Source organism: Shimia sp. MIT1388 (genome assembly GCF_047124445.1).
Lineage (GTDB): Bacteria > Pseudomonadota > Alphaproteobacteria > Rhodobacterales > Rhodobacteraceae > Shimia.
In genome coordinates this window covers 4,026,510-4,049,146 of sequence record NZ_CP138921.1, presented here as the reverse complement: position 1 = coordinate 4,049,146, position 22,637 = coordinate 4,026,510, and the positions used below count along the sequence as shown (strand labels likewise).

The window sequence follows — 22,637 nt, the reverse complement described above, 5'->3', positions numbered from 1 at the left end:
ATATTGAATCAAGCGTGTCTTTGCAACCCCTTAGGGCTTGACATTCGCCAAATCAGCCAGCGCCCCGTTCTGGGACCATCGCCTTGGTCGGGCACAGTTCCATTTGCGCCGCCGAGGAATTTTCACAATACTCCACGACAAAACAACGAACAACAAGAGACTGACATTTAAGATGACTGTTATCATTGCTGGCGGGGGTATCGCCGGACTGACCATGGGCCTCACCCTGCATGAGATTGGCGTTCCTTTTCACATCCTTGAAAGCGTGACAGACCCAAAGCCGCTGGGCGTGGGTATCAATCTGCAGCCGCCCTGTGTGCGGGAGCTGTTTGCCTTGGGCCTGGAGGACATGCTGGACCAGGTCGGCGTGAAGACACGCGACTACGGGTTTTACACCAAAACCGGCGTCGAGATCTGGACCGAACCGCGCGGGCGCCATGCGGGATACAACTGGCCGCAATACTCGGTGCATCGCGGCGAATTGCAGATGGGTCTGCTGAAGGCCCTGCTGGACCGCTGTGGCGCGGACAGCATCACTTTTGGCTGCCGCGTGACCCAATACACCAACACCGACAAAGGGGTGGCGGTCATCTATCAGGAAGGCGAAACCATCAAATCCATGGCGGGCAAAATGCTGGTCGCGGCAGACGGGGTGCATTCCGCCATCCGCGCCCAGATGTATCCGGACGAAGGCGCGCCTGTCTGGGGTGGGGCCATCATGTGGCGCGGCACCACCACCGCGCCAGCTTTTCTGAGCGGCACATCGATGATCCTCGCAGGCCACGACACGCAGCGCTTTGTGACCTACCCGATTTCCGCCCCCGATCCGGAAACCGGCGCGACGCTGATCAACTGGATTGCCGAAGCCAAGGTGGACCCCAACGACCACATCGAGAAGAGCGACTGGAACCGCAAAGTGGACGCCTCCCGCTTTGCCGATGATTTTGCCGAGTGGGACTTTGGCTGGATCGACATTCCCGGACTGATCGCCAACGCCAACGAGGTGTATGAATACCCAATGGTGGACCGCGAACCGGTGGACAGCTGGACCGACGGCGCGGTCACGCTGATTGGCGACGCGGCGCATGCCACCTACCCCGTGGGCTCCAGCGGCGCGAGCCAGGCGATCATCGACGCCCGCCTGCTTGGCGCAGCCATCAAGGCACAGGGCACCGGCCACGCCGCCGCCAAGACCTATGAGGATCAGGTGCGGCCCATGGCCAACGCTGTGACCCTGGCCAACCGCGGCAACGGCGGACCTGACGCAATTATGCAAATGGCCGAAGACCGCTGCGCCGGTGATTTCGCCCGGCTTGACGATGTGCTGCCGATGCAGGAACGCCAAGAGCACGCCGAAAGCTTCAAAAAGCTGGCCCGCATTCGCGTGGAAGACACCAACACCCAAGCGCCGATCATCGCCTAAACAGAACGGGCGTCCTTTCAGGGACGCCCCAACGCCAAACCTCGATGGTCCCTAGACCCGCCCCCCCTTTTTCGGGCAGGCTGACCCCAGTTCGTTTTGTTCGCCATATGTGGGAGCTTGCCTTTTGTTTTTGACCTCTTCCCTTCGCGCCATGGGCCTCGCCGCCCTGATCTGCTCGGGCCTCGCCGCGCCATCTCTGGCGTCCAAAGCCTCCCAAGACATTCCCAAATGGCTGCAAAAACATGTAGGCACCGGCACGGGCCAAATTGCGCCCATCGTGCTCGACCGCGCCCGCGCGCTTTACCTAGAGAAACGCCGCAGCGGCACGGTCAAAAACCCCTGCTACTTCGCCATGGACGCCACCCGCCCCAGCACAGCCGATGACGGCAGCGCCCTGCCCCGCTTCTATGTGATCTGCGAAAACGCAAAGACCTTCAAAGCGGTGTCCTCGGGCTACGGCAACGGCCGCAAACTGGCCAAAGCCAATTTTGCCAATGGCCGCCATTGCGCCCGCAACTTCAGCAACGCCGAAGGCTCCAAACTCACCGCAGGTGGCGCCTATGTCACCGCGGAGTCGCGCACATCGTTCAAGGGCTATTATCAAAGCAGCACAGGCGCCAAACCGTTCCTGCGCACCTTCCTGTTGTTTGACGGGGAAGGCGAAACCAGCAACGCCCGCGAGCGCGCCATCGGTGGCCACCGTGCCATGTTCCTGCGCTGGCAATGCCGGATGGAACGCCCGCAAAGCACCCACGCGGATGCGGACGGCTTTGTGCCATTTGGCAAACTGGTGGACTACACCTCCGGGCGCAGCAACGGCTGCACCACCTGGTCCAAACCCGCCACCGAGCAAATCCTCAAGATTGCCGACGGCAAGCCAACTACGCTCTACATCTACCCGTCGTCCAAGGACATCAACGCCGTGGCCAAAGCCATCCAACGCGGGAAATCCCCGCAGCAATCCGGCCTCTACTGGCACGCCGCTTGCCTGAAAACGATCGGCATCCCAAAGTTCTGGCCCAAGCAGACCCTGCAGCCGATCATCAACGAATGGCGCGCCTCACTGCCAAAGCAGCCGCCGCTGGAGTTGCCACTTTGTAAGTAGCCCCCCCAAACAAAAACAGGCGCCCCCGGAGGGACGCCTGCAATAACTCGGTGAAAAACCGAATTACTTAACTTCGACCTCAGCGCCAGCTGCTTCCAGCTTGCCTTTGATCTCTTCCGCTTCGTCCTTGGAAACGCCTTCTTTGACAGCTTTGCCGCCGGCTTCAACCAGCTCTTTAGCTTCTTTCAGGCCCAGGCCGGTGATGCCGCGGACTTCTTTGATGACGTTGATTTTGGACGCGCCTGCAGATTTCAGGATTACGTCAAATTCAGTCTTTTCTTCTTCAGCTGCACCGCCGGCGTCGCCGCCTGCTGCCATTACAACTGCGCCGCCAGCGGCTGGCTCGATGCCATACTCGTCTTTGAGGATGGTTTTCAGTTCTTGTGCTTCCAGCAGGGTCAGACCCACGATGCTTTCTGCGAGTGCTTTCAGATCAGCCATTTTAGACTCTTTCCGTTCTTAGGTATGTGTTCCAACGTTGGGCATTCACCCTACGCGGCTCAAAAAGTTGCTTACGCAGCCTCTGCCTTTTCCTCGATGGTAGACAGGATGGATGCGATGTTCGAAGCAGGTGCGCCAATGGCACCGGCGATGTTGGAAGCAGGTGCGCCGAGCATGCTTGCGATCTGAGCGATAAGCTCGTCGCGCGAAGGCATTTTCGACACTGCTGTAACACCAGCACGGTCCAGAGCGTTCTCGCCCATTGCACCACCAAGGATCTCAAATTTCTTGTGATCTTTGGCGAAGTCCTCGGCCACTTTGGCTGCTGCCACAGGGTCCTCGGAATAGGTCAGAACGGTCATACCCGACAGAAGGCCGCCGATGCTTTCGCATGGTTTGCCGTCCAGGGCGATCTTGGCGAGCCTGTTCTTGGCGACACGAACAGCACCACCCGCGGCACGGGCACGTGCGCGAAGGTCCTGCATGTCAGCAACCGTGAGACCCGCGTAGTGGGCAACCACTACAACGCCAGAGCTTTCAAAGATCTGGCCGAGCTCTTCGACCAACTTCTCTTTTTGTGCTCTATCCACAGTTTTACTCCAAATATGGGACTTACGCCCCGGCTCAGTTTTGCGCACCACAGATGCGGCACGCGTTTAGGTCCATACTTTGGGTTGGGAACCAAGATCGCCAGACGGCCCCATGGGGCCTTCTAAGAATTCTTGTCTCTTACCCCATCTCAGAAAGGAATTATTCAGATCGAGATCCGAACCCTTCGTCTTGGACAGGCCACTCCAAGAAAGAATCGACAAGCGACTCCGTTTTGGAATGGGCAGGGTCCGTTTACCGCCCACACAGCCACTTTGCAAGCACAGAAATCCGCAGCCATCAAAGATGGCGGTTCCCTTCCCCACACCGCACGCTAGAGTGTGGCCGAATTCCACCGGGGCACGCGTCACAAAGGCTTTGACATGACATCTGACTGCATTCTTTCCAACGATCACCTCAGCCTGTCTGTCGCGGAGCTTGGCGCTGAAATGCAATATCTGCGCACACAGGCCGGTGTGGATCTGTTGTGGCACGGTGATCCGGCCTTTTGGTCCGGCCGCGCGCCAGTGCTCTTCCCCATCGTTGGGCGCGCCGTGGACGACAGGATTGCCGTTGGAGATCATCACGCGGAAATGGCGCAGCATGGCATTGCACGGCGACGCACCTTTACGTTGGATGAGTACAGCCCAACGCAGTGCCGCCACGTCTTGCGTGCCGACCAAGAAACGCGCGCGCAGTACCCCTTCGACTTCGCGCTGCACCTCACCCACGCCTTGGCGGACGCAACCCTGACCGTCACCGCTCGGGTTGAGAACCACTCCGACACCGCAATACCCTTTGGCTTTGGCTTCCACCCGGCTTTCAACTGGCCACTGCCCGGTGCGGAGAAACAGCGGCATATCGTCCAACTGAAGACAACCAACAATCCCGCCCGGCAACCGTTGCATCCAGACGGGCTTTTGGAACCCACGTGCGTGGAAGGCCCGTTTACAAATGGGGTGCTGGAGATTGAAGAAGACCTATTCAAAGACGGCGCGCTGGTATTTCCAAATGGCACCGAGGCGTTGCGCTACGGCCCAAAGAACGGCCCGGGGTTGGCTTTCACCTTCCACAACCTGCCTGATCTGGCACTCTGGAAACCGGTCGACGCGCCATTCCTGTGTGTCGAGCCATGGCACGGCACCGCGTCTCTGGTTGGGGATGGGCCACAGATTTCTCAACGGCCCAACAGCCTGGCACTGCCCGCCGGTGAAGCGGTGGAGTTTGGCTTCAGCGTCACCGTAGAACCCTAAGCGTCTGCCTCTCGTCCAAGCCAAATCAATCCCAGGACGCTTTGCGCTTTTTGTAGCTGCGAGTCTTGTTGTCTGAGTGGGTGGTCATCTTGGCCCGCACCAGCACTCCCATCTTGTCCAACTCTTTGACTTGCCCCGAACGAACGGGGACCTGCGTACCATCCGCCGCAATAGCCACCTGCTTGAAGGTAAATCCTTTGCCTTTTGGCGTGTTCACGCGCACCATTTTTGTGGAGTACTTACTGCCATCACCCTTACGCCCGCTTTCGGTAAAGCTGCATTGACCGACAACGCGCTGGCAGTTGTGCGGCTTGTAAGTGACCACGTTGCCGTTGGCAAAGGTACGCTTGACGTTGTTGCCAGAGGCATCCCGCAGATCGGTAAACACCACCTCTCCGTTTGGGTTGGTGCCCGGCACCATTTCGTAAACGTAGTAACGGCCCTTCTTTCCGCGGAAAACATGTGAGGTGTCACGGCCCGCCTCATTCATCACAAGCCAACTCCCGGCGGGAATCTCCGCCATTCGAATGGAAATATCCTGCGCCAAAGCCAAAGACGGCAAAAGCGTCAGAATACAGGTTGCGAAAATTCTCATTTCGAAGCCCTCATAGAAACCGCTCGCCAACCGGGGTCTTTACGCCCCCTGTCGGATCACAGCATCTATATCATCCGTAACGGAGTTTTGCATCCTTGAAGGAGAGTAGCTGCCGCGTACTTTCATCCCAAAGATGCAAGCGGGCACAGGCCAGGCTTTCACGAATATTCATCTGGTTGTTTTCCGCCAGCTCGCCATAGTCCTTGAGCACTTCAGGCAAGCGATAGAACGGGATGCGGCTATAAAGGTGGTGTACGTGGTGGATGCCGATATTGGCGCTGAACCACTGCAGCACCGCAGGCAACCGGTAGTAAGAGCTGCCCTTCAAAGCCGCCTCGTGCAGATCCCACTCTTCGTGCTGGTCGTACTGTGTGTTCTCAAACTGGTGCTGCACATAGAACAGCCAGACACCCGCCGTTGCAGCAATCAAAGTGGTTGGCAGGAAGATCAATAGCAACGGTGCCAGACCGCCGAAAAAATAGATGCCTGCAAGCACTGCGACCAGCACAAGGTTGGTTGCCATCGCGCTGAGCCAGTATTTACGGCTGTCCATCAAGCCCAAAGGCACGCGGTTCTGCACAAAGAACAGATAAAAAGGCCCCAGACCAAACATGGTCAGCGGATGGCGCACCATGCGGTACTGCAAACGGCGCAGAGGATGGGCGGCTTGATATTCTGCCACGGTCATGGTGTAGACATCGCCGATGCCACGCTTATCGAGATTGCCCGCCGCGCTGTGGTGGATGGAATGGGTGCGCCGCCAGACGTCATAGGGCGTCAGGGTGACCACGCCAAGCACCCGACCAAGCCAATCACTCACTTCACGGCTTTTGAAAAAGGCGCCATGGCCGCAGTCGTGCTGAATGGTGAACAGGCGCACCAGAAACAGCGCGTTCAGAACCGAAATGCCAAGGGTCAGCCACAGGCTCACCGACATGCTCCACCACGCCAGCGCCCAAAGCGCCACAAAAGGCACCACCGTTACCAACAACTCCAAAACGCTGCGCGCCTCGTTGGGCTCACGGTACTGCGCGAGGACTTTGACCCATTCACGCGCGGAGCGCTCGACAGGCTGATCAGGTTGCGGAACGGAGTGGATTACCATGTGCCTGCCAATGATTTGTTCGTTGCGCTGTGGATAGACGAAAGCACGCGGCTGGCAATTGGTTTTTGATCACATTCCTGCCGTTGCGTCAGTTTTTCGCGCATTTTTGCGCTCCACGGTCCAAATAGGATGCCGCCGGCGGAAAATCCGTCCGGCGACACCTGGTGCAGAGGTTTCGGCGCATCGCCCGCATGCCAACAAGCGAGCGCCCGAAGCCGGGACATCAAAAGTCCTGCCACAGCTCCATATCCACCGCTGCATTTCCGTCGACAGCCATCGGTGCCGCTTTCTTCTTGGGTGCGGGCGCTGGCTCAGGCGCCGCGGCCGCCGCTTTCGGAGCCGGTCTAGGTGCAGGTGGTGCAACCGGTGCAGGCGCTGCCACCGGCGCCTCGGCAACCGCCGACGCATCGGTCTTGAAGCTTGAGACCATCGCCATCAGTTCAGACGCATCCTTGGCCAGCATCTGCCCCGCCGCCGTGGACTCTTCCACCATCGCGGCGTTGGCCTGGGTCACCTGATCCAACTGCACAACGCTGGCATTGATTTCTGCCAAACCTGCAGACTGATCCGTCGCGCTGCGGGCAATTTCGGACATCAGCGTAGAGATGTTGTTGACCCGCTCGGTGATGTTGGTCAACGCGTCACCTGCTTTGCCAACCAAGTCCACGCCGCTTTCGACCTGCTGTGCACTGTCGCTGATCAACCCCTTGATCTCGCTGGCAGCATCGGAGGACTTCAGCGCCAGGGCGCGCACCTCTGAGGCCACCACCGCAAAGCCACGGCCCGCGTCACCGGCACGCGCGGCTTCGACACCCGCGTTCAGCGCCAAGAGGTTGGTCTGGAAGGCGATGTCGTCGATCACACCGATGATCTGGGAGATATGGCGCGAGCCTTCTTCGATCTCGGTCATCGCTTTCACCGCATCGCGCACAACCTCGCCACTGACTTCCGCCTCAGTGCGGGCCTCAGCCACAACGTTCTCCACATTGCGGGTGCCTTCGGCGGCGGACTGCACGTTGTTGGTCATCTCTTTCAACGCCGCGGCAGTCTCTTCCAGCGTTGCCGCCTGGTTCTCGGTCCGTTGCGACAGATCCAGCGACGACTGGCTGATCTCGGCAGCACCGCTCTTGATGCTGTCCGCCGACTCCACCACTTGTGACACGGTGGTGTTGAGCTGATGCACAGTCTTGTTGAAGTCCAGACGCAGCGCATCGTGGGCCTCATCAAACGGCTCGTCGATGGTCCGGGCAAAGTCGCCCTGCGACAACTGCCCCAGACCGGCGCTCAGCTTCTCGACAACAACCTCTTGCTCCCGAGCCGCAATCGCGCGCTGCTCTTCGGCGTCTTTGGCTTTTTTCAGATCGCCGCGCATCGCCACAAGGGTTTTGCCCAGGTCCCCGATCTCATCACCGCGCTCTGCGGTGGCCACATCTGTGTCAAAATCACCACCGGAGATTTGCTCCATGTCGCCACAGATTTCGCTCAGCGGACGGGTGATGGTGCGGGCAAACATCCAGCCAAAGACAGACAGAACGGCGGTCAACAGAACGCTTACCGCGATCAAAATTTGCCCCTGCGCCCACACAGGGCCCATGGTTTCACTGACATCCTGCTCAGCCACAATGGCCCAGTTGGCGTAGTCCAGCTCAAGCGGCTTGGCATAGGTCACCACCTGCTGACCGTTCAAACCTTCATCCACCTCATACACGCTGTGCCCGGCAAGCGCCTCTTCGATGTGGTGGGTCATGGGCAGTTGATCGAGCACCTGAAAGTCGCCTTCAAAGCGCGACGACGTGCGCGCAAGCCCATCTTCGCCCACAATGAAAATCTGTGTGGTTTCGCCCAGCCCAAGGCTGCTGTTGGCAATTTCGCCCATCATTTCGACCGGGATTTGCAACGCAACAACCCCCAGAAGCGCATTGTCTGCGCCACGCACCGGCGAGGCGATGAAGGCCGCCGCAGCACCGTTGCTTGGCGCATAGGGTGTCATGTCGTCAAAATGCATGCTCCGATCCGCGCCATTCAGCGCGGATTTATACACGCGTGCCAGGCCACTGTCCTTATAAGCTCCGGACGCCAGGTTGGTGGCATAGTCTACTTCTTTAAACACCGAATAGACGATGTCGCCTGCCGGGGTGATCAGGAAGGCGTCATAATAGCCCTTCGTCTCGATCAAGGTGCGCAGGCCCGGGTGGTACAGCGCATGATCTGTGTGATAGGCGGCATCCCCACGCGCCCGATCCAACAGATGCTTTGAGCCAACCGCGTTTGGGTTGCTGTCAATATAGGCCTTCTTCAGCTCGGATTGCGCGGCTCCCCCCAACGCTCCCCAAGACTCATCGAAGTCAACCAAGGCATTGGCCGTGGCCGAAGACACCGCCAGCGACTCAAGATCCGCCTCAACCCCTTTTAACATCTGTCGCACCGCAAACCGTCGATCTGCGATGGTTGAGAACATCTGGTTCTCAACGGCCGTGAAGGCGTATTTCTGAAGCGCAAAAAGGCTGGCTGAGATCAGTCCAGCCGCGAGCAGGATGCTGAAACCGACAATGAATATCGGCAGCTTCCTGGAAAGCGGGATTGAATTGAAGCGTGGCATTAGTGGTCCTATTGGCTGTCCTAACGTAATCTCAGGACTGCGCCATAGGACTTAACAAAGGCCGAATAATGCCAATAACCCACGGATTTTGCTGCAAAACACATCCTGTGGGTGAGTCCGTTTTCGCGCTAACGCACGCATAAATTTTTTAATGCAACAAATTAATTCAGCGCCCTGCGACCAAAGTCGCACATCCGATCTGATTATTCTTTGAGCAGTTTAAAAACACGAATCGTAAACCTGTGAAGCAAAAAGGGCGCCCCAAAGGGACGCCCTCAAATCTCTGAAGATCGTTTGATCTTACTGTGCGGTGGCGTTGTCCACGGAGATGGTCACACCTGGGCCCATGGTGGAGCTCAGAGCGATCTTCTTCACGTAGGCACCTTTCGCGCCAGCAGGCTTGGCTTTCAGAACCGCGTCCATAAACGCTTTTACGTTCTCAACCAGCTTGCCTTCGTCGAAGGAGGCTTTGCCAACACCAGCGTGCACAACACCGGCTTTCTCGACTTTAAACTGCACTTCGCCGCCTTTGGCGTTTTTCACAGCGTCCGCCACATCCATGGTCACGGTGCCAACTTTTGGGTTTGGCATCAGGTTGCGTGGGCCAAGAACTTTACCCAGACGACCAACAACCGGCATCATGTCAGGAGTCGCGATGCAGCGATCAAAGTCGATGGTGCCGCCCTGAACGGTTTCCATCAGATCTTCTGCGCCAACGATGTCCGCGCCAGCTGCCTGTGCTTCTTCGGCTTTTGGGCCACGAGCAAAAACGGCTACGCGTACGGTTTTGCCGGTGCCGTTTGGCAGGCCAACAACGCCGCGGACCATCTGATCTGCGTGACGTGGGTCAACACCCAGCTGAACGGCGATTTCAACGGTCTCGTCGAATTTCGCTTTGGCGTTGCCTTTTACCAGAGCAACAGCTTCTTCAACGGTCAGGTTGGATTTGCCAGCGAACGCTTCGCGCGCTGCGGCAGTACGTTTACCAAGCTTAGCCATTACTTCACCTCGATGCCCATGGAACGCGCGGAGCCAAGGATGATCTGCATAGCAGCATCGATGTCGTTTGCGTTCAGGTCTTTCATTTTCGCTTCGGCGATTTCTTTCACCTGAGCGGCAGTCACGGAACCTACAACCTCACGGCCTGGCAGGTTTGCACCGGATTTCAGCTTGGCAGCCTTCTTCAGGTAGTAAGACGCAGGTGGCGTCTTGATGTCCATGGTGAAGGACTTGTCCTGATAGTAGGTGATCACGGTTGGGCAAGGCGCACCTGGCTCCATGTCCTGTGTCTTGGCGTTGAACGCCTTACAGAATTCCATGATGTTGATGCCGCGCTGACCCAGCGCCGGACCGACGGGTGGGGAAGGGTTGGCTTGACCTGCAGGAACCTGCAGCTTCATTGTACCAGCAAGCTTCTTAGCCATTTGGTTTTCCTTTCAACGAGAGCGAAACGCGTTCCGCCCGGTTTCATGTTGCGTGGTCCGATCCGGCATCGCGATGCCTGAGATCTCCCACGAGAGAATCTCGCCCGAAGACGATAGAGGGGCGTTTAGGCTTGTTTTGATGGCTTGGCAAGGGGGAGGAAATTATTCCACCTCAAAACACTTCCGCACCTTGTCGTCATCCCGCGCAAAGGTCTCAAACCCCATCGAGTCATAATAGGCCAGCGCGTCCGGGCTTTTGGCACCAATCGTGGCTTCGATCTTCCGCAGCCCCGCCGACTCGGCCGCTGCCCGCGTGGTGGCAAACAGGTTCCGCCCCACCCCGCGCCTTGCCGCCTTTGGATTCACATGGGTGCCGATAATCCCCCAGCCCGGCGTAACGCCGTAGGGATTGCCTTCCGTGGCCCGCAATAAGATCTGAATGCCCAGCAAGCTACCGTCCGCATCCTCCGCCACCGAACAAGCGATGTTGTCCGCATGACCAATGTAGACATCACGCACAAACTCCTCGTCCGCAGGCAGCCGCCGCTTTCCCAGCGTCACCAACGCCTGAAGGAACGCACTCACCTCAGCAGCATCCTCAGCTCTGGCCTCTCGGATAATCATCTGCGCCCCTCCTTCTTTTGCTCGCCCCGAAACATCCCCGCCTCAACCAGAAGATGCAAGCGGTGATACAAACACAAAAGCCCCCGCAGTTTCCTGCGAGGGCCTCTTTTGATTGGGACCGCTTAGGCCGCCTTGTCCGTCCGGCTCCAGGCGAACTGCTGGAACGCCGGATCCACAGCGGTCTGCGCTACATGGTTGGTGTAATTGCTCAGCACCTTCTGAGACAGACCCAGAATGATCTCCAACACCTGCTGCGAACCATAGCCCGCCGCATAAAACGCCTCAAACTCCGCTGGCGTCGCGTTGCCACGCCCACGCGTCAGCGCCAGCGTAAAGGTCCGCAGCGCTTCCAGCTTTGGATCGGCCAAGGGGGTCTCATCCCGCAGCGCGTCGATCACATCCTGAGCAATGCCCATGGAGTGCGCGATGCCGGTGTGGGCCGGCACACAATAGTGGCATTCATGCTCCACATTGATCGACTGCCACACCACCGTCAGCTCGGTGTTGTCAAAGCTGGTGCTGACAAATGCCTCGTGGGTGCGCTGGTAAGTCTCCAACAACTGCGGCGCATCGGCCATCACCTGATAGAGGCCCGGCAGGAAGCCATAAGCTTTCTCGGAGGCAATCAACCGCTCCTTGGCTGCTTCTGGTGCGGTCTCTGCAGTGTGGCGGGGAAAATTGGTCATCGTCGTGTCCTTTGTAAAATCATCAACGTGACTGTCATATGGGCAACTTGAGTGATCACTCAAGATGGATTTTGAGCGATCACTCAACTGTGACCTTGGCTTTACCCCGCGCCGTCGTTACATAGAGGGCTATGAATGTGAGCCACGATAAAGAAGCGGCGCTTGATCAGGCGCTGGACCTGTTCTGGACCAAGGGCTACGCCTCCACGTCACTCAAGGACTTGGAGCGCGCCACCGGCATGCACCCCGGCTCGCTCTACGCCGCCTTTGGCAGCAAAGCGAAGCTCTACTGTCTCAGCCTGGAACGCTACGCCACACGTCTGAGCCAGTTGCGCGCCGATCTTCAGGCACAGACAGGCTCCCCTTTGGAAGGGCTGGCGCAGTTCATCCTGCGCGCACACCCGCTGTCAGATGCCGACGCCCCGCTGCCGGTCTGCTATCTGGTCAAGGCCACGCTGGAGACCAGTCAGGGCAATCAGGCGATTGAAGACAAACTGTCAGAGCTGCTCACCCAGAACGACGCCATCTTCACCGATATCTTTCAGCAAGCCATCGACGCCGGTGAACTGCCCGCGCACAGCGATGCGATCAAGCTGGCCCGGCAATTGAGCGCAGACCTGGCGGGGTTGTGTTTCTACGCGTTGCGAGAAAAGGATGCTGAGGTGATCAAGGACATGGTCGGCGATTTGGCGACACGTGTCCGCACACAACACTGACTGCGGCGCGGCCTCCCAAAACCACCTGACGCGCTACACCCAGCGCCGCACGCGTTGTGAATAATCCATATAGCGCGCGCCAAACCTTGCCGCCATGTGCCGCTCTTCCAGTAGCATCTGATGGTACACGGCGATCAGCCCGACAATCAGGCAGACGGTGGAAAAGCAACTCGGCAAGGCCAGCCAAAACCCGACCTGCGCAAGCATCACGCCCAGAAACGCAGGATGGCGCGAAAACCGATACGGCCCGGCCTCCAAAAGCGTCTCAGGCACACCGCCATCAAATCCAGACCGCCAATGCCGCCCCAAGGCAAAATGGCTGACCAAAGCCAGCGCGAACCCAAAAGTCAGCAGCCCCGCCCCAGTCAGAACAACGGCAGGACGCTGCCACGCCGCCCAAAGGCCAAGGTAGGCATCAAAACCCGGGTCAATTGCCCGCGCCAGACAAACACCCCAGATCGTGACACGAAAGAAGCGAAACACCATGTGGTTCCACCAGGATGCGCAAAACCGCATCCCCGGCAGCACAAACTCCGCCCCTTCGCGCGCCTTCAGGAACGCGATCCGGGTTGTGTAAAACACCGCCACAAAGGTGAAAAACCCTGCCAAATAGAGGCGGAGTGCGTCAGAGAGGGCGGCTGGAAGATCCATAAACAATCAGCGTCGTGTCTACGCCCGCCAATGCAACGGGCTGGTAAGGTCCACTTCCCACACTATCCACACCAAAGCTGGTGACAAGCCACCCTCGCCCTGCAACCTCCTGTCACCAAAAGAAAACGCCGCCCCATTGGGACGGCGTCTCAATCTGTCACTGTGCGCAGCGCTTACATCTGCTTGGTCACCTGAGTGTATTCCAGCTCGACCGGGGTTTCGCGGCCAAAGATCGACACGGTCACCTTCAGGCGCTGGTTCTCTTCGTCCACTTCCTCGACCATACCGTCGAAGTCTTCGAATGGACCTTCGTTGACCTTGACCTTCTCGCCAACCTCGAAGCTGATCAGCAGCTTTGGAGTTGTGGTCTCACCCTCTTCGACGCGGCCCAGGATGCCCTGCACCTCTGCGTCACGCATAGGCATTGGACGCCCCTGCGGCCCCAGGAAGCCGGTGACGCGGTTGATCGAGTTGATCAGGTGATAGCCCTGATCGCTCATTTCCATGTGCACCAGCACGTACCCCGGCATGAAGCGGCGCTCGGTGGTCACTTTCTTGCCGCGACGCACTTCGATCACTTCTTCGGTTGGCACCAGCACTTCGTCAATCTGGTCCTCAAGCCCCTGCTCTTCGACCGATGTGCGAATTGTCTCGGCGACCTTCTTTTCGAAGTTCGAAAGGACGCTAACCGAATACCACCGTTTCGCCATGTGTTCGTCTTCCCGTCATTGCCGGCCATCTGCCGGAGTGTCGTTTATCTTCGCAGTCTTCAAACAGACTATCAGAAACAAAAAATCGGCGTGCAACTCGAATCGCCACACGCCACGTATCTTCTAAAGCCGTGCCTAACGCCGTTGCCCCTTGATTTCAAGAGACAACCGCCGCGTGCAGCTTAGCCAAACAGCGCCAGAATGCCCTGCAAGCCGGAGCGGATCAGAATGTCCACCAGCGAGAAGAACGCAGCCGTCAGCGCCGCCATGATGAACACCATCACGGTTGTCAGCACAACCTCGCGACGGGTCGGCCAGACCACTTTGGATACTTCCGCGCGGACCTGCTGAATGAATGTGATCGGATTGGTTTTCGCCATGACGCTTCTTCTCTGCCTTGATCAGAGGTCGACATACTTGGGCCTTGCGCCAAATTCAAGGCCCAAGACCAAAGCAATCACAACAGGATCAGGATTTAATGCGCGCCAGCCGCGCCTCAAAGCTCGGATCAATCGGCCCGTCAAATGGCACCTCGTCGGTGATGGGACGATAGAGCACCGGATGCCAACGGCTTGGCAGGATACGCTGCATCACACGGCCAAGCGATGGATCTGCCCAGACAAAGCGCTTCAGCATAAAGAGCACAATGCGGGCCATACGGTCTTGCCCGATCAGCGCACCAACCAGCAACAGCGAGGACACAAACATCAACGCCAGCATAGGGATAAACCACGGTTGCCAGGCAACAACGCCCGCCATGAAGATCACCGACACCATGCGCGGCGACATCAGGAAACGCCGCAAACTGCGCCCGGCGCTGCCTTCGGTCACCTCAATCTCGCGCCAGGAGCGCTCGATCTCGAACGACTCTTCCTCAGCAGGCGCAAGCTCCGGAAATGGTGATGGGTCCGGGGTCTCCGCCGCCCGAGCGTCTCGGTAAATCTCCGGCTGGGTGGTGTCGCGATGTTTCTCACGCCGCTTGCGCTGACGGGCAAACAGCACGGTCTCTTCCAGCGGTTTAGGCTGGGGCACCGGATCAGATTCGGCCAAAAGGGACCGGATCGTGTCCAGCGTCGCGTCGGTGAATGGCTCACCCGGTTCAATGATGTCTTGGCCGTATTGCGGCGGCTTAAGCCGCTCTGGCGCTGTGGCAGTCTCTTGCATATCTCAACCCGATTTTTACCCAAACACCCCCATCGCAACGTGCGATGTAACTCAGTAGCCTTGCCGGGCAGCAAGGCATTCCAAAGGTCAAATTATGAAAAAAATGTGGCGCCGTCGTTGGCACCGCTACGGTGCGATCCGGTCCATCAGTCGCCGCAGGATGCCAATTTCCAGCCCCCACACATGCACCATGTGACGCGCCACCGCATAGACCGCATCGCGCGCCCGCTCCGGCCCCAGCAACACCGCCGTCAACAGCAGCAGGATCACGGACCAGATCAGCAAGCGCAGGGTCACCGTTGGCACCACCGCGGCCAGCGTGATCACCACAATCAGCGCCAACAGACGCGGACGTGGCCAGCGGTTTTTCACATCCCCTTCCAGAATGGCGCGCCGCACGTCTTTTTCCGAGCGCAGCTCCTGCGCATGGGCCTGCATGGCCTGCGCCACTGGCGAGACCTCTTCCGCTGATTTGGATTTGCTTGACAGCCGCGCCATCCGGCGTTTGGCCTCGCGCATCAAACGGCGGTTTTCCACACGCACATCCGGCGCAGCTTCCGGCTGTCCGTTCTGATCCGCCTGTGGCCGAACCGGTTCAAAATCTCCAAGGCGTAACTCGTGCCTCATAGCCCAATCCTCACTCGTCTTCCGCTGTCGCGGTGCTTGCGGCACACATTTCCCGCAAGTCGTTGACTTGGTTAATGATTGGTAAATACGGCCAGAGCGCGGCTGAGATTGGGGCGAAACTGGGTCCTTTCGGGACAACAATAAGCCCGCCTTTTCGCCCTCATGAAATCTTTTGATCACAAACGACATTGACGCAGGGTCGGGTGGATTGTTGTTCTCTCAAAACAAGTGCTACGCAGAGGCAGCACCATCATGGGAGGCAAAGATGGACAGAGCAGACGTGGTAGATGGCGCCTTTCGCGCGCGCATCGCATCGGGCGAATTTTCTGCAGGCGGCGCGCCCAATGACGCCCTCGCGCCAGAGCTGGCCAAACAGATTTTTAACGCCCAATGCCTGAGCCGCAATCTCGACCGCCGCTCCCGCAAAATGCAATCCGAGGGCAATGGCTATTACACCATCGGCTCTTCCGGCCACGAAGGCATGGCCGCCGTCGCCGCCGCCCTGCGCCCCGATGACATGGCGTTCCTGCATTACCGCGATGGCGCTTTCCAAACCATGCGCTCCGCACAAGTCGAAGGCGTGGATGCGGCCTGGGATATGCTGCTCAGCTTCTGCACCGCCAAAGACGACCCCATGTCCGGCGGCCGCCATAAGGTACTTGGCTCCAAAGCGCTGAACATCCCACCTCAAACCTCCACCATCGCCTCCCACCTGCCCAAGGCCGTGGGCGCGGCCTACTCGCTGGGCCTCGGCAAACGTCGCGCGCCAGAGCACAAATGCCTCGCGGATGACAGTATCATCATGTGCTCCTTTGGCGACGCCTCTGCCAACCACTCCACCGCGCAAGGCGCGATCAACACCGCCTGCTGGACCGCCTACCAATCCGCGCCAATGCCACTCCTGTTTGTCTGCGAAGACAACGGCATTGGCATCTCCACCCGCACCCCCAGCGGCTGGATCAAGGCCAGCTACGCCAACCGCCCCGGCCTGAAATACTTCAGCGCGGATGGCCTCAACATCTACGACGCTTACAAAGTGGCCCAAGACGCCGCGCATTACGTGCGCACCCAGCGCAAACCGGCCTTATTGCACATCTCCGTTGTGCGGCTCTACGGCCACGCAGGCTCCGACCTGCAACAGGCTTACCTACCCAAAGCCACGTTTGAAGCCTGGGAGGCGGACGATCCGCTGCTGCATACCGTGCGGCTGCTCGATCAGGCGGGCGTGATGTCTCCCGAACAAGCGTTGGCGCTGTATCAAGAGAGCGAAGACCGCTGCGCCGAACTGGCAGCAAAAGCCGTCAAGAAGCCGCGCCTCAAAACCGCCGAAGACGTCATGGCCTCCCTGGTTCCCCCGATCCGCACCTGCGCGCCCACAAATGGCCCCAGCGACGAGGCCCGCGCCAAGGCGTTTGGCTCCGACCTCAAGCAGATGGACAACCCGCAACCGATGTCGCGCCTGCTCAACTGGGCGCTCACCGATCTGATGCTGGAGCACGGCGAGATCGTGATGATGGGCGAAGACATCGGCACCAAAGGCGGCGTCTACGGCGTCACGCAAAAGCTCAAGGACCGCTTTGGTGCGGATCGCATGATCGACACATTACTCGATGAGCAATCCATTCTCGGGTTGGCGATCGGCATGGCGCACAACGGCTTTGTGCCGATGCCGGAAATCCAGTTCCTGGCCTATCTGCACAACGCCGAGGACCAGCTGCGCGGTGAAGCCGCTACGCTCCCGTTTTTCTCCAACGGCCAGTTCACCAACCCAATGGTGCTGCGCATTGCAGGCTTGGGCTATCAGAAAGGCTTTGGCGGCCACTTCCATAATGACAACTCGCTGGCCGTACTACGCGACATCCCCGGTGTGATCATCGCCTGCCCCTCGCGCGGGGACGATGCCGCCAAAATGATGCGCGAATGTGTGCGTCTGGCGCGCGAAGAGCAACGCGTGGTGGTCATGGTGGAACCGATTGCGCTCTATCCGATGCGCGACCTGTTGGATGACAAAGACAACGGCTGGATGGCAACCTATCCGTCACCCGACCAATCCATCGCCCTTGGCGAGGTGGGTGTTGAGGGCGACGGCCCTCTTGCGATCCTGACCTACGGCAATGGCCGCTATCTCAGCACGCAGGCCGCCGCCGACTTGAAGGCGCAGGGCATCGACACCCGCGTCATCGACATGCGCTGGCTGGCACCACTACCCACCGAGGGTATCCTCGCCGCCCTGAAAGGTGCGGGAAAAGTCCTGATCGTCGATGAATGCCGCACCACCGGCAGCCAATCGGAGGCGCTGATGGCCCTACTGCAGGAACAGACCACCCTGCCCCACGCCCGCATCGCTGCACACGACAGCTTCATTGCCACCGGCCCCGCCTATGCGGCCACCATGCCGTCGCGCGAGAGCATCGCCGAGGCCGCCAAGACACTCTGGCAGGCCAAGTAAGCCACGACACGCTATCAAACAAAAAAGCCCCCGCAGCCATCAACTGCGGGGGCCATTTATTTCAGAAACCTGAAGGGCTTACTTCATGGTGAAGTATTTGAACTTCGGAGAATCTTCTGGCTCCACAACGGTGCCAACGTTGGTTTTCATACCCCAGTTCAGCACCTGGTGGTGGATCGGGATGTAAACCTGCTCGTCCTGAACAACCTGCCAGATGTCGTTGATCATGCCGTTACGCTTCTCCAGGTCGGTCTCACCGGCCAGAGCTTCGATTTTCACGTCCAGATCAGGGTTGCTGAAGCGGGTTGCGTTCCAGGAACCGTACTTCTCACCTTTGGTGTGCGCCAGGAAGTTGAAGATGTACTCGGAGTCATAGGTCGGAACACCCCAACCCAGCATGTAGAAATCTGTTTCCAGATTGCTCAACAGCGGGAAGTGCTGCGCCTTAGGCTTGGCGTCCAGGTTCACCTTCACGCCAATTTTCGCCAGCATGCCCACGGCCGCCTGACAGATCTTCTCGTCGTTGACATAGCGGTCGTTCGGGCAGTTCAGCGTGATGCCAAAGCCATCCGCATACCCTGCTTCCGCCATCAGCGCCTTCGCCTTTTCCACGTCGGTGGAGGAAGAGCTGTCCATCGCTTCGTTCCAGCCGTTCACAAACGGAGGTGCGATCATGCCTGCTGGCGCGGACTGGCCACGCATCACAACTTTCATGATGGCGTTACGATCGATGGCCATGGACATCGCTTGACGCACACGCACGTCAGACATCGGGTTCACACCGTCGACGTCGTCATTGGCAATGTCTTCAGCAGCTTGGTTCATACCAAAGAAGATCACACGGTTCTGAGGCGCGGTGCGCACTTCCAGACCATCGGTGGTGTCCACGCGGCTCAAGTCCTGAACTGGTACGTCCTGGATGAAATCCACCTCACCAGACAGAAGCGCCGCAACACGAGTCGCTGCGTTCTGGATAGGGGTGTAGATGATGTCGGTCACTTCCAGAGGGAACTCGTCCTTGCCCCAGTAGTTCTCGTTGATCGTCAGAACGGTCTTCACGTCAGGCTCGCGGGAAACCAGCTTGTATGGGCCGGTGCCGTTTGCGTTTTTGGCTGCAAAGGTGTTCTCGCCACCTTCATAGTCCTGCACCTTCACGGCGTTGTTCGCCTCTGCCCAGTCCTTGTCCAGGATGAACATGTTGGTCAGGTTGTTGGCCATGATCGGGTTTGGACCGTTGGTCTCGATCTCGATCTCGTACTCACCAGTGGCACGCACTTCTTTCACGGAGGCCAGAAGCTCTTTGTAGTCAGAGTCTTCGGTCATCGCGCGATCAAGCGAGAACTTCACGTCCTCAGAATCAAACTTCGCACCATCGTGGAAGGTCACGCCTTCACGCAGTTTGAACACCCAAACATTCGGGTTGTCTGCGGACGGACCCCATTCGGTCGCGAGCGATGGCACCATGGCGCCTGCGTGGTCGCGCATCACCAGTGTTTCCATGATCTGGTGCGCAAGCGCGGAGGTTGGTCCCTCGTTCTGTGCGTGCGGATCCAGAGTCAGCGCATCACCTGCGCGCGCCCAACGGATGGTTTCGGCTTGTGCCAGCATTGGCATCGCTACAACGGCAGCGGTGGCCAGCATCATTGCTTTGAACTTCATCAATTTCACTCCCCTGATAAAGTTGGTGCGGGGATGATTGACGCCAACGGCGCGAATATCAAGGCAAAACCTGTGGAGAAGCGCGGGCTTAACCCGTTTGGACCACGGAGAAAAACGCAAAAGGGCGCCAAAAGCGGCGCCCTGACTGAACATTTATTCAGCGGTTCAAACAGCTTAGCGGCGCGCCTCTTCCATAAAGCGTTCGCGGATCACAATCGGATTTGTTTTGATCACCGGCACCTTCACATTGCCGCTTTCCCAGTGAATGACTCCTATTACCAAAGAAAAGGCCCAAGCGATCTGCACCGCTTGGGCCTTTCAGTTTTTGGCTGTGCAATGACCTACACTTACAGACCGGCCACGCAGGTGTATTTGGTGATCAAATAGTCGTCCAAGCCTTGGCTGCCGCCCTCTTTGCCCATGCCGCTTTCTTTCACGCCGCCAAACGGCGCTTCCACGGTGGTGATGAGGCCGGAGTTGATGCCAACCATGCCATACTCCAGACCTTCGTTCATGCGGAACGCACGCGCGAGGTCTTTGGTGTAGGCATAGGCCGCCAGACCGTAATCCGTGGCATTGGCCGCCGCCACCGCGTCGTCCTCGTCCTCAAACTTGTAAACCGCCGCAAGCGGCCCAAAGATTTCATCGGTGGAGAACGACATCTCGGACGTTGCACCGGTGATCACGGTGGGCTCAAAGAAAGTCTGGCCCAGAGCGTGGCGATTGCCGCCCAGCGCCACGGTGCCGCCTTTGGCTACGGCATCCGCGACCATGCCTTCGACCTTTTTGACCGCGTTCTCGTCAATCAACGGCCCCTGCACCACGCCATCCTCGGTACCATCGCCAACTTTCATCGCTGCCACAGCCTCTTTTAGCTTCGCAACAAAGGCGTCATGAATACCGGCCTGCACATAGAAGCGGTTGGTACACACACAGGTCTGCCCCATGTTGCGGAACTTCGCGATCATCGCGCCTTCCACAGCCGCGTCGAGATCAGCGTCATCAAACACAATAAACGGCGCGTTGCCGCCCAGCTCCATGGACACCTTTTTCACCTGATCCGCCGACTGACGAATGAGCAGCTTGCCGACATTGGTGGAGCCGGTGAAGGTCACCTTGCGCACGTCATGGTTTTCCATGATCGCCCCGCCAATCGCAGGCGCATCGCCGGTCACGATGTTCACCACCCCATCCGGGAAGCCCACATCCTGACACAGCTTGCCCCAAACCAACCCGCTATACGGCGTCTGCGGCGCGGGTTTCGCCACCACGGTACAGCCCGCCGCCAGCGCAGGCGCAATCTTGCGCGCCAGCATCGAGGACGGGAAGTTCCATGGTGTGATCATGCCCACAACCCCCACCGGATGATGCGTGACCATCAGGCGCTTGTCATTGGTCGGCGCCGGAATGATCTCGCCTTTGGTCCGGCGGATTTCTTCGGCAAACCACTTCACATAAGCTGCGCCAATCGCAATCTCACCGCGTGCTTCAAACAGCGGCTTGCCCTGCTCCGCGGTGAGCAGCTGCGCCAGGTCTTCCTGATTGTCCATCAGCGCGTCGTGCAATTTATGCAGCAGCGCCACCCGCTCCATCAGGTTGGTCTTGGACCAAGTCTTAAAGGCATCGCTCGCCGCCGCAATCGCGCGCTGCGTTTCAGCCCCACCGGCCTCCGGCACCGTGCCCAGCACCGCACCTGTCGCGGGGTTGGTGATTTCTGTGGTCGCGCCATTGTCGGCCCCGACCCACTGGCCGCCAATCAGATTGGATTCCAGCAGCAGTCCATTGAAGTTGCTCATGTCTGACCTTTCGAAAAGACAAATTGTGTGTGTTGGTGATAAGTCTCGCCCGGCCGCAACACGGCCTGCGGAAAGTCTTTGTGATGATGCGCGTCCGGCCAAACCTGCGGCTCCAGTGCCAGTCCGGCACAGGCGCCCATCTGTTGGCCACGCAGGCCGGGCACGTCCGTGGCAATCCCGCCTCCGTCATAGACCTGCAATCCCGGCTCGGTGGTCAAGCATTCCATCCGCACGCCGGAGGCCAAACTCTGCAAGCGCGCCACGGGGCGCAACGGTTGCCGCGCCTTGGACAGACAAAAGTTGTGATCCACAGGGTGGGCCTGGCTCAGCGGCGCGGCGTCACGAAAATCAAACCGCGTGCCCGCCACCGGCACAACCTCGCCCGTCGGGATCAAGGTGTCATCCACCGGGGTGTAGCTCGTGGCGGCAATCTGCAAGTGATGCTCCGAAACGCTGCCCGCATCATCGAGCACAAAATAGCTGTGATGCGCCAGGCTACACAGCGTGGTCTTGTCTGTTGTTGCCCGCATCTGGATGTCCAATGTGCCGCCGTCCAGAAGCGCAAAGGTCACCGCGCACGTCAGCGTGCCGGGAAACCCCATATGTCCATCCGGCAGCACCGCTTTGAGCGTCACGCGATCCTCGGTGGCTGTGTCAATCTCCCAAAGATGACCACCCAGCCCCTGAGCCCCGCCATGCAATGTGTGCCGACCGCCATCATTGGTATCCAGCTGATAGCTCTGCCCATCCAGCTCCAGATGCCCGTCGCGGATACGGTTGGCAAACCGCCCTGCCGTGGCCCCAAAGAAAGGCGAGTCCGTCAGGTAAGGCGCAAAGTCAGGAAACCCCAGCACCAAAGGCGCGTCATGTCCCGCAAGGCGCAGGTCCTGCAACACAGCGCCATAGGTCAGCACATGTGCAGTCAGCCCGCCGCCGGTCAGCGTCACGCGATACACCGCGCGGCCATCCGGCATATGCCCCCAGTTGTCTGTCACTCAAGCCCCCTCGCCGCAATCCGCGCC

23 protein-coding genes are annotated in these 22,637 nt (G+C 58.8%); 6 read left to right on the top strand and 17 right to left on the bottom strand.

The genetic code is table 11. The features are described from left to right. Nucleotides 1-172: 172 nt before the first annotated feature. Nucleotides 173-1,423: a flavin-dependent oxidoreductase gene (locus SIB92_RS19940; protein ID WP_412553659.1), complete on the top strand. Its 1,251-nt coding sequence runs from the start codon at nt 173-175 to the stop codon at nt 1,421-1,423. Nucleotides 1,424-1,553: 130 nt separating this feature from the next. Next, nucleotides 1,554-2,528, top strand: coding sequence for a hypothetical protein (locus SIB92_RS19935; RefSeq protein ID WP_412553658.1), 975 nt, complete (start codon nt 1,554-1,556; stop codon nt 2,526-2,528). Between the two features lie 63 nt (nt 2,529-2,591). Here the strand turns inward: SIB92_RS19935 and rplL are convergent, their stop codons facing one another. Next, entirely contained in the window at nt 2,592-2,969 is a 378-nt protein-coding gene (rplL, locus tag SIB92_RS19930) for a 50S ribosomal protein L7/L12 (protein ID WP_412553657.1), read from the bottom strand. Nucleotides 2,970-3,040: 71 nt separating this feature from the next. After that, nucleotides 3,041-3,559 carry a 50S ribosomal protein L10 gene (gene rplJ, locus SIB92_RS19925; RefSeq protein ID WP_294117576.1) on the bottom strand — a complete coding sequence of 173 codons (519 nt, stop codon included), beginning with the start codon at nt 3,557-3,559 and terminating at the stop codon, nt 3,041-3,043. Nucleotides 3,560-3,940: 381 nt separating this feature from the next. On the opposite strand from rplJ, the gene SIB92_RS19920 reads away from it, so the two are divergent. Next, complete coding sequence (locus tag SIB92_RS19920; protein WP_412553656.1) at nt 3,941-4,810, top strand: aldose 1-epimerase family protein; 870 nt, start codon at nt 3,941-3,943, stop codon at nt 4,808-4,810. A gap of 25 nt (nt 4,811-4,835) precedes the next feature. Here SIB92_RS19920 and SIB92_RS19915 read toward each other — a convergent pair whose 3' ends face one another. From SIB92_RS19915 to SIB92_RS19885, 7 genes are all read right to left on the bottom strand, one after another. Continuing rightward, nucleotides 4,836-5,405, bottom strand: a complete 570-nt coding sequence (locus SIB92_RS19915; RefSeq protein ID WP_412553655.1) for a hypothetical protein — start codon at nt 5,403-5,405, stop codon at nt 4,836-4,838. A gap of 70 nt (nt 5,406-5,475) precedes the next feature. Continuing rightward, the gene (locus SIB92_RS19910) at nt 5,476-6,510 is read right to left on the bottom strand and encodes a fatty acid desaturase (protein WP_412553654.1); all 1,035 of its coding nucleotides are present in this window, start codon (nt 6,508-6,510) and stop codon (nt 5,476-5,478) included. Nucleotides 6,511-6,733: 223 nt separating this feature from the next. Then, a complete protein-coding gene (locus SIB92_RS19905; RefSeq protein WP_412553653.1) occupies nt 6,734-9,109 on the bottom strand; it encodes a methyl-accepting chemotaxis protein in 2,376 nt (791 codons plus the stop codon). A gap of 300 nt (nt 9,110-9,409) precedes the next feature. Beyond that, nucleotides 9,410-10,108 (bottom strand): 50S ribosomal protein L1, encoded by a 699-nt coding sequence (rplA, locus tag SIB92_RS19900; RefSeq protein WP_412553652.1) that lies wholly within the window; start codon nt 10,106-10,108, stop codon nt 9,410-9,412. Continuing rightward, nucleotides 10,108-10,533 (bottom strand): 50S ribosomal protein L11, encoded by a 426-nt coding sequence (rplK, locus tag SIB92_RS19895; protein ID WP_294117594.1) that lies wholly within the window; start codon nt 10,531-10,533, stop codon nt 10,108-10,110. Before rplK ends, rplA begins: the two co-directional genes overlap by 1 nt. 162 nt (nt 10,534-10,695) lie before the next feature. Next, nucleotides 10,696-11,157, bottom strand: a complete 462-nt coding sequence (locus tag SIB92_RS19890; RefSeq protein WP_412553651.1) for an N-acetyltransferase family protein — start codon at nt 11,155-11,157, stop codon at nt 10,696-10,698. Nucleotides 11,158-11,279: 122 nt separating this feature from the next. After that, complete coding sequence (locus SIB92_RS19885) at nt 11,280-11,843, bottom strand: carboxymuconolactone decarboxylase family protein (RefSeq protein WP_412553650.1); 564 nt, start codon at nt 11,841-11,843, stop codon at nt 11,280-11,282. Nucleotides 11,844-11,980: 137 nt separating this feature from the next. Here SIB92_RS19885 and SIB92_RS19880 point away from each other — a divergent pair, with 137 nt between their 5' ends. Beyond that, the gene (locus tag SIB92_RS19880) at nt 11,981-12,559 is read left to right on the top strand and encodes a TetR/AcrR family transcriptional regulator (protein WP_412553649.1); all 579 of its coding nucleotides are present in this window, start codon (nt 11,981-11,983) and stop codon (nt 12,557-12,559) included. Between the two features lie 33 nt (nt 12,560-12,592). On the opposite strand, the gene SIB92_RS19875 is transcribed toward SIB92_RS19880, so the two are convergent. The 5 genes from SIB92_RS19875 to SIB92_RS19855 all read right to left on the bottom strand — a co-directional run bounded on the left by SIB92_RS19875 (nt 12,593) and on the right by SIB92_RS19855 (nt 15,711). Further along, a complete protein-coding gene (locus SIB92_RS19875) occupies nt 12,593-13,210 on the bottom strand; it encodes a methyltransferase family protein (RefSeq protein ID WP_412553648.1) in 618 nt (205 codons plus the stop codon). A gap of 173 nt (nt 13,211-13,383) precedes the next feature. Next, complete coding sequence (nusG, locus tag SIB92_RS19870) at nt 13,384-13,920, bottom strand: transcription termination/antitermination protein NusG (protein WP_294117605.1); 537 nt, start codon at nt 13,918-13,920, stop codon at nt 13,384-13,386. A 182-nt stretch (nt 13,921-14,102) separates the two neighbouring features. Next, entirely contained in the window at nt 14,103-14,300 is a 198-nt protein-coding gene (secE, locus tag SIB92_RS19865) for a preprotein translocase subunit SecE (protein WP_294117608.1), read from the bottom strand. 88 nt (nt 14,301-14,388) lie between these two features. Beyond that, complete coding sequence (locus tag SIB92_RS19860) at nt 14,389-15,084, bottom strand: hypothetical protein (RefSeq protein ID WP_412553647.1); 696 nt, start codon at nt 15,082-15,084, stop codon at nt 14,389-14,391. Nucleotides 15,085-15,210: 126 nt separating this feature from the next. Continuing rightward, nucleotides 15,211-15,711 (bottom strand): hypothetical protein, encoded by a 501-nt coding sequence (locus SIB92_RS19855; protein ID WP_412553646.1) that lies wholly within the window; start codon nt 15,709-15,711, stop codon nt 15,211-15,213. A 265-nt stretch (nt 15,712-15,976) separates the two neighbouring features. Between SIB92_RS19855 and SIB92_RS19850 the strand changes: the two genes are divergently transcribed. Continuing rightward, on the top strand, nt 15,977-18,160 hold the full coding sequence (locus SIB92_RS19850) for a thiamine pyrophosphate-dependent enzyme (RefSeq protein WP_412553645.1): 2,184 nt from the start codon (nt 15,977-15,979) through the stop codon (nt 18,158-18,160). Nucleotides 18,161-18,238: 78 nt separating this feature from the next. On the opposite strand, the gene SIB92_RS19845 is transcribed toward SIB92_RS19850, so the two are convergent. Then, a complete protein-coding gene (locus SIB92_RS19845) occupies nt 18,239-19,819 on the bottom strand; it encodes an ABC transporter substrate-binding protein (RefSeq protein ID WP_412553644.1) in 1,581 nt (526 codons plus the stop codon). Between the two features lie 33 nt (nt 19,820-19,852). Here SIB92_RS19845 and SIB92_RS19840 point away from each other — a divergent pair, with 33 nt between their 5' ends. Then, nucleotides 19,853-20,206, top strand: coding sequence for a hypothetical protein (locus tag SIB92_RS19840; RefSeq protein WP_412553643.1), 354 nt, complete (start codon nt 19,853-19,855; stop codon nt 20,204-20,206). On the opposite strand, the gene SIB92_RS19835 is transcribed toward SIB92_RS19840, so the two are convergent. Together SIB92_RS19835 and SIB92_RS19830 are read right to left on the bottom strand one after the other, a co-directional pair. Continuing rightward, nucleotides 20,167-21,615, bottom strand: coding sequence for an NAD-dependent succinate-semialdehyde dehydrogenase (locus tag SIB92_RS19835; protein WP_412553642.1), 1,449 nt, complete (start codon nt 21,613-21,615; stop codon nt 20,167-20,169). The two genes, SIB92_RS19840 and SIB92_RS19835, sit on opposite strands and share 40 nt — an antisense overlap. Then, a complete protein-coding gene (locus SIB92_RS19830) occupies nt 21,612-22,610 on the bottom strand; it encodes an aldose epimerase family protein (RefSeq protein WP_412553641.1) in 999 nt (332 codons plus the stop codon). Before SIB92_RS19830 ends, SIB92_RS19835 begins: the two co-directional genes overlap by 4 nt. Nucleotides 22,611-22,637 lie beyond the last annotated feature (27 nt).

Bases quoted from the DNA above. Each gene is read 5' to 3' on its own strand.
- nusG (WP_294117605.1), bottom strand. From the start codon at position 13,920: ATGGCGAAACGGTGGTATTCGGTTAGCGTCCTTTCGAACTTCGAAAAG.
- SIB92_RS19840 (WP_412553643.1), top strand. From the start codon at position 19,853: ATGATTGACGCCAACGGCGCGAATATCAAGGCAAAACCTGTGGAGAAG.
- SIB92_RS19875 (WP_412553648.1), bottom strand. From the start codon at position 13,210: ATGGATCTTCCAGCCGCCCTCTCTGACGCACTCCGCCTCTATTTGGCA.
- SIB92_RS19890 (WP_412553651.1), bottom strand. From the start codon at position 11,157: ATGATTATCCGAGAGGCCAGAGCTGAGGATGCTGCTGAGGTGAGTGCG.
- SIB92_RS19915 (WP_412553655.1), bottom strand. From the start codon at position 5,405: ATGAGAATTTTCGCAACCTGTATTCTGACGCTTTTGCCGTCTTTGGCT.
- SIB92_RS19885 (WP_412553650.1), bottom strand. From the start codon at position 11,843: ATGACCAATTTTCCCCGCCACACTGCAGAGACCGCACCAGAAGCAGCC.
- SIB92_RS19940 (WP_412553659.1), top strand. From the start codon at position 173: ATGACTGTTATCATTGCTGGCGGGGGTATCGCCGGACTGACCATGGGC.
- SIB92_RS19860 (WP_412553647.1), bottom strand. From the start codon at position 15,084: ATGCAAGAGACTGCCACAGCGCCAGAGCGGCTTAAGCCGCCGCAATAC.
- secE (WP_294117608.1), bottom strand. From the start codon at position 14,300: ATGGCGAAAACCAATCCGATCACATTCATTCAGCAGGTCCGCGCGGAA.
- rplA (WP_412553652.1), bottom strand. From the start codon at position 10,108: ATGGCTAAGCTTGGTAAACGTACTGCCGCAGCGCGCGAAGCGTTCGCT.
- SIB92_RS19905 (WP_412553653.1), bottom strand. From the start codon at position 9,109: ATGCCACGCTTCAATTCAATCCCGCTTTCCAGGAAGCTGCCGATATTC.
- SIB92_RS19845 (WP_412553644.1), bottom strand. From the start codon at position 19,819: ATGAAGTTCAAAGCAATGATGCTGGCCACCGCTGCCGTTGTAGCGATG.
- SIB92_RS19835 (WP_412553642.1), bottom strand. From the start codon at position 21,615: ATGAGCAACTTCAATGGACTGCTGCTGGAATCCAATCTGATTGGCGGC.
- SIB92_RS19855 (WP_412553646.1), bottom strand. From the start codon at position 15,711: ATGAGGCACGAGTTACGCCTTGGAGATTTTGAACCGGTTCGGCCACAG.
- SIB92_RS19910 (WP_412553654.1), bottom strand. From the start codon at position 6,510: ATGGTAATCCACTCCGTTCCGCAACCTGATCAGCCTGTCGAGCGCTCC.
- SIB92_RS19850 (WP_412553645.1), top strand. From the start codon at position 15,977: ATGGACAGAGCAGACGTGGTAGATGGCGCCTTTCGCGCGCGCATCGCA.
- SIB92_RS19920 (WP_412553656.1), top strand. From the start codon at position 3,941: ATGACATCTGACTGCATTCTTTCCAACGATCACCTCAGCCTGTCTGTC.
- rplL (WP_412553657.1), bottom strand. From the start codon at position 2,969: ATGGCTGATCTGAAAGCACTCGCAGAAAGCATCGTGGGTCTGACCCTG.
- rplK (WP_294117594.1), bottom strand. From the start codon at position 10,533: ATGGCTAAGAAGCTTGCTGGTACAATGAAGCTGCAGGTTCCTGCAGGT.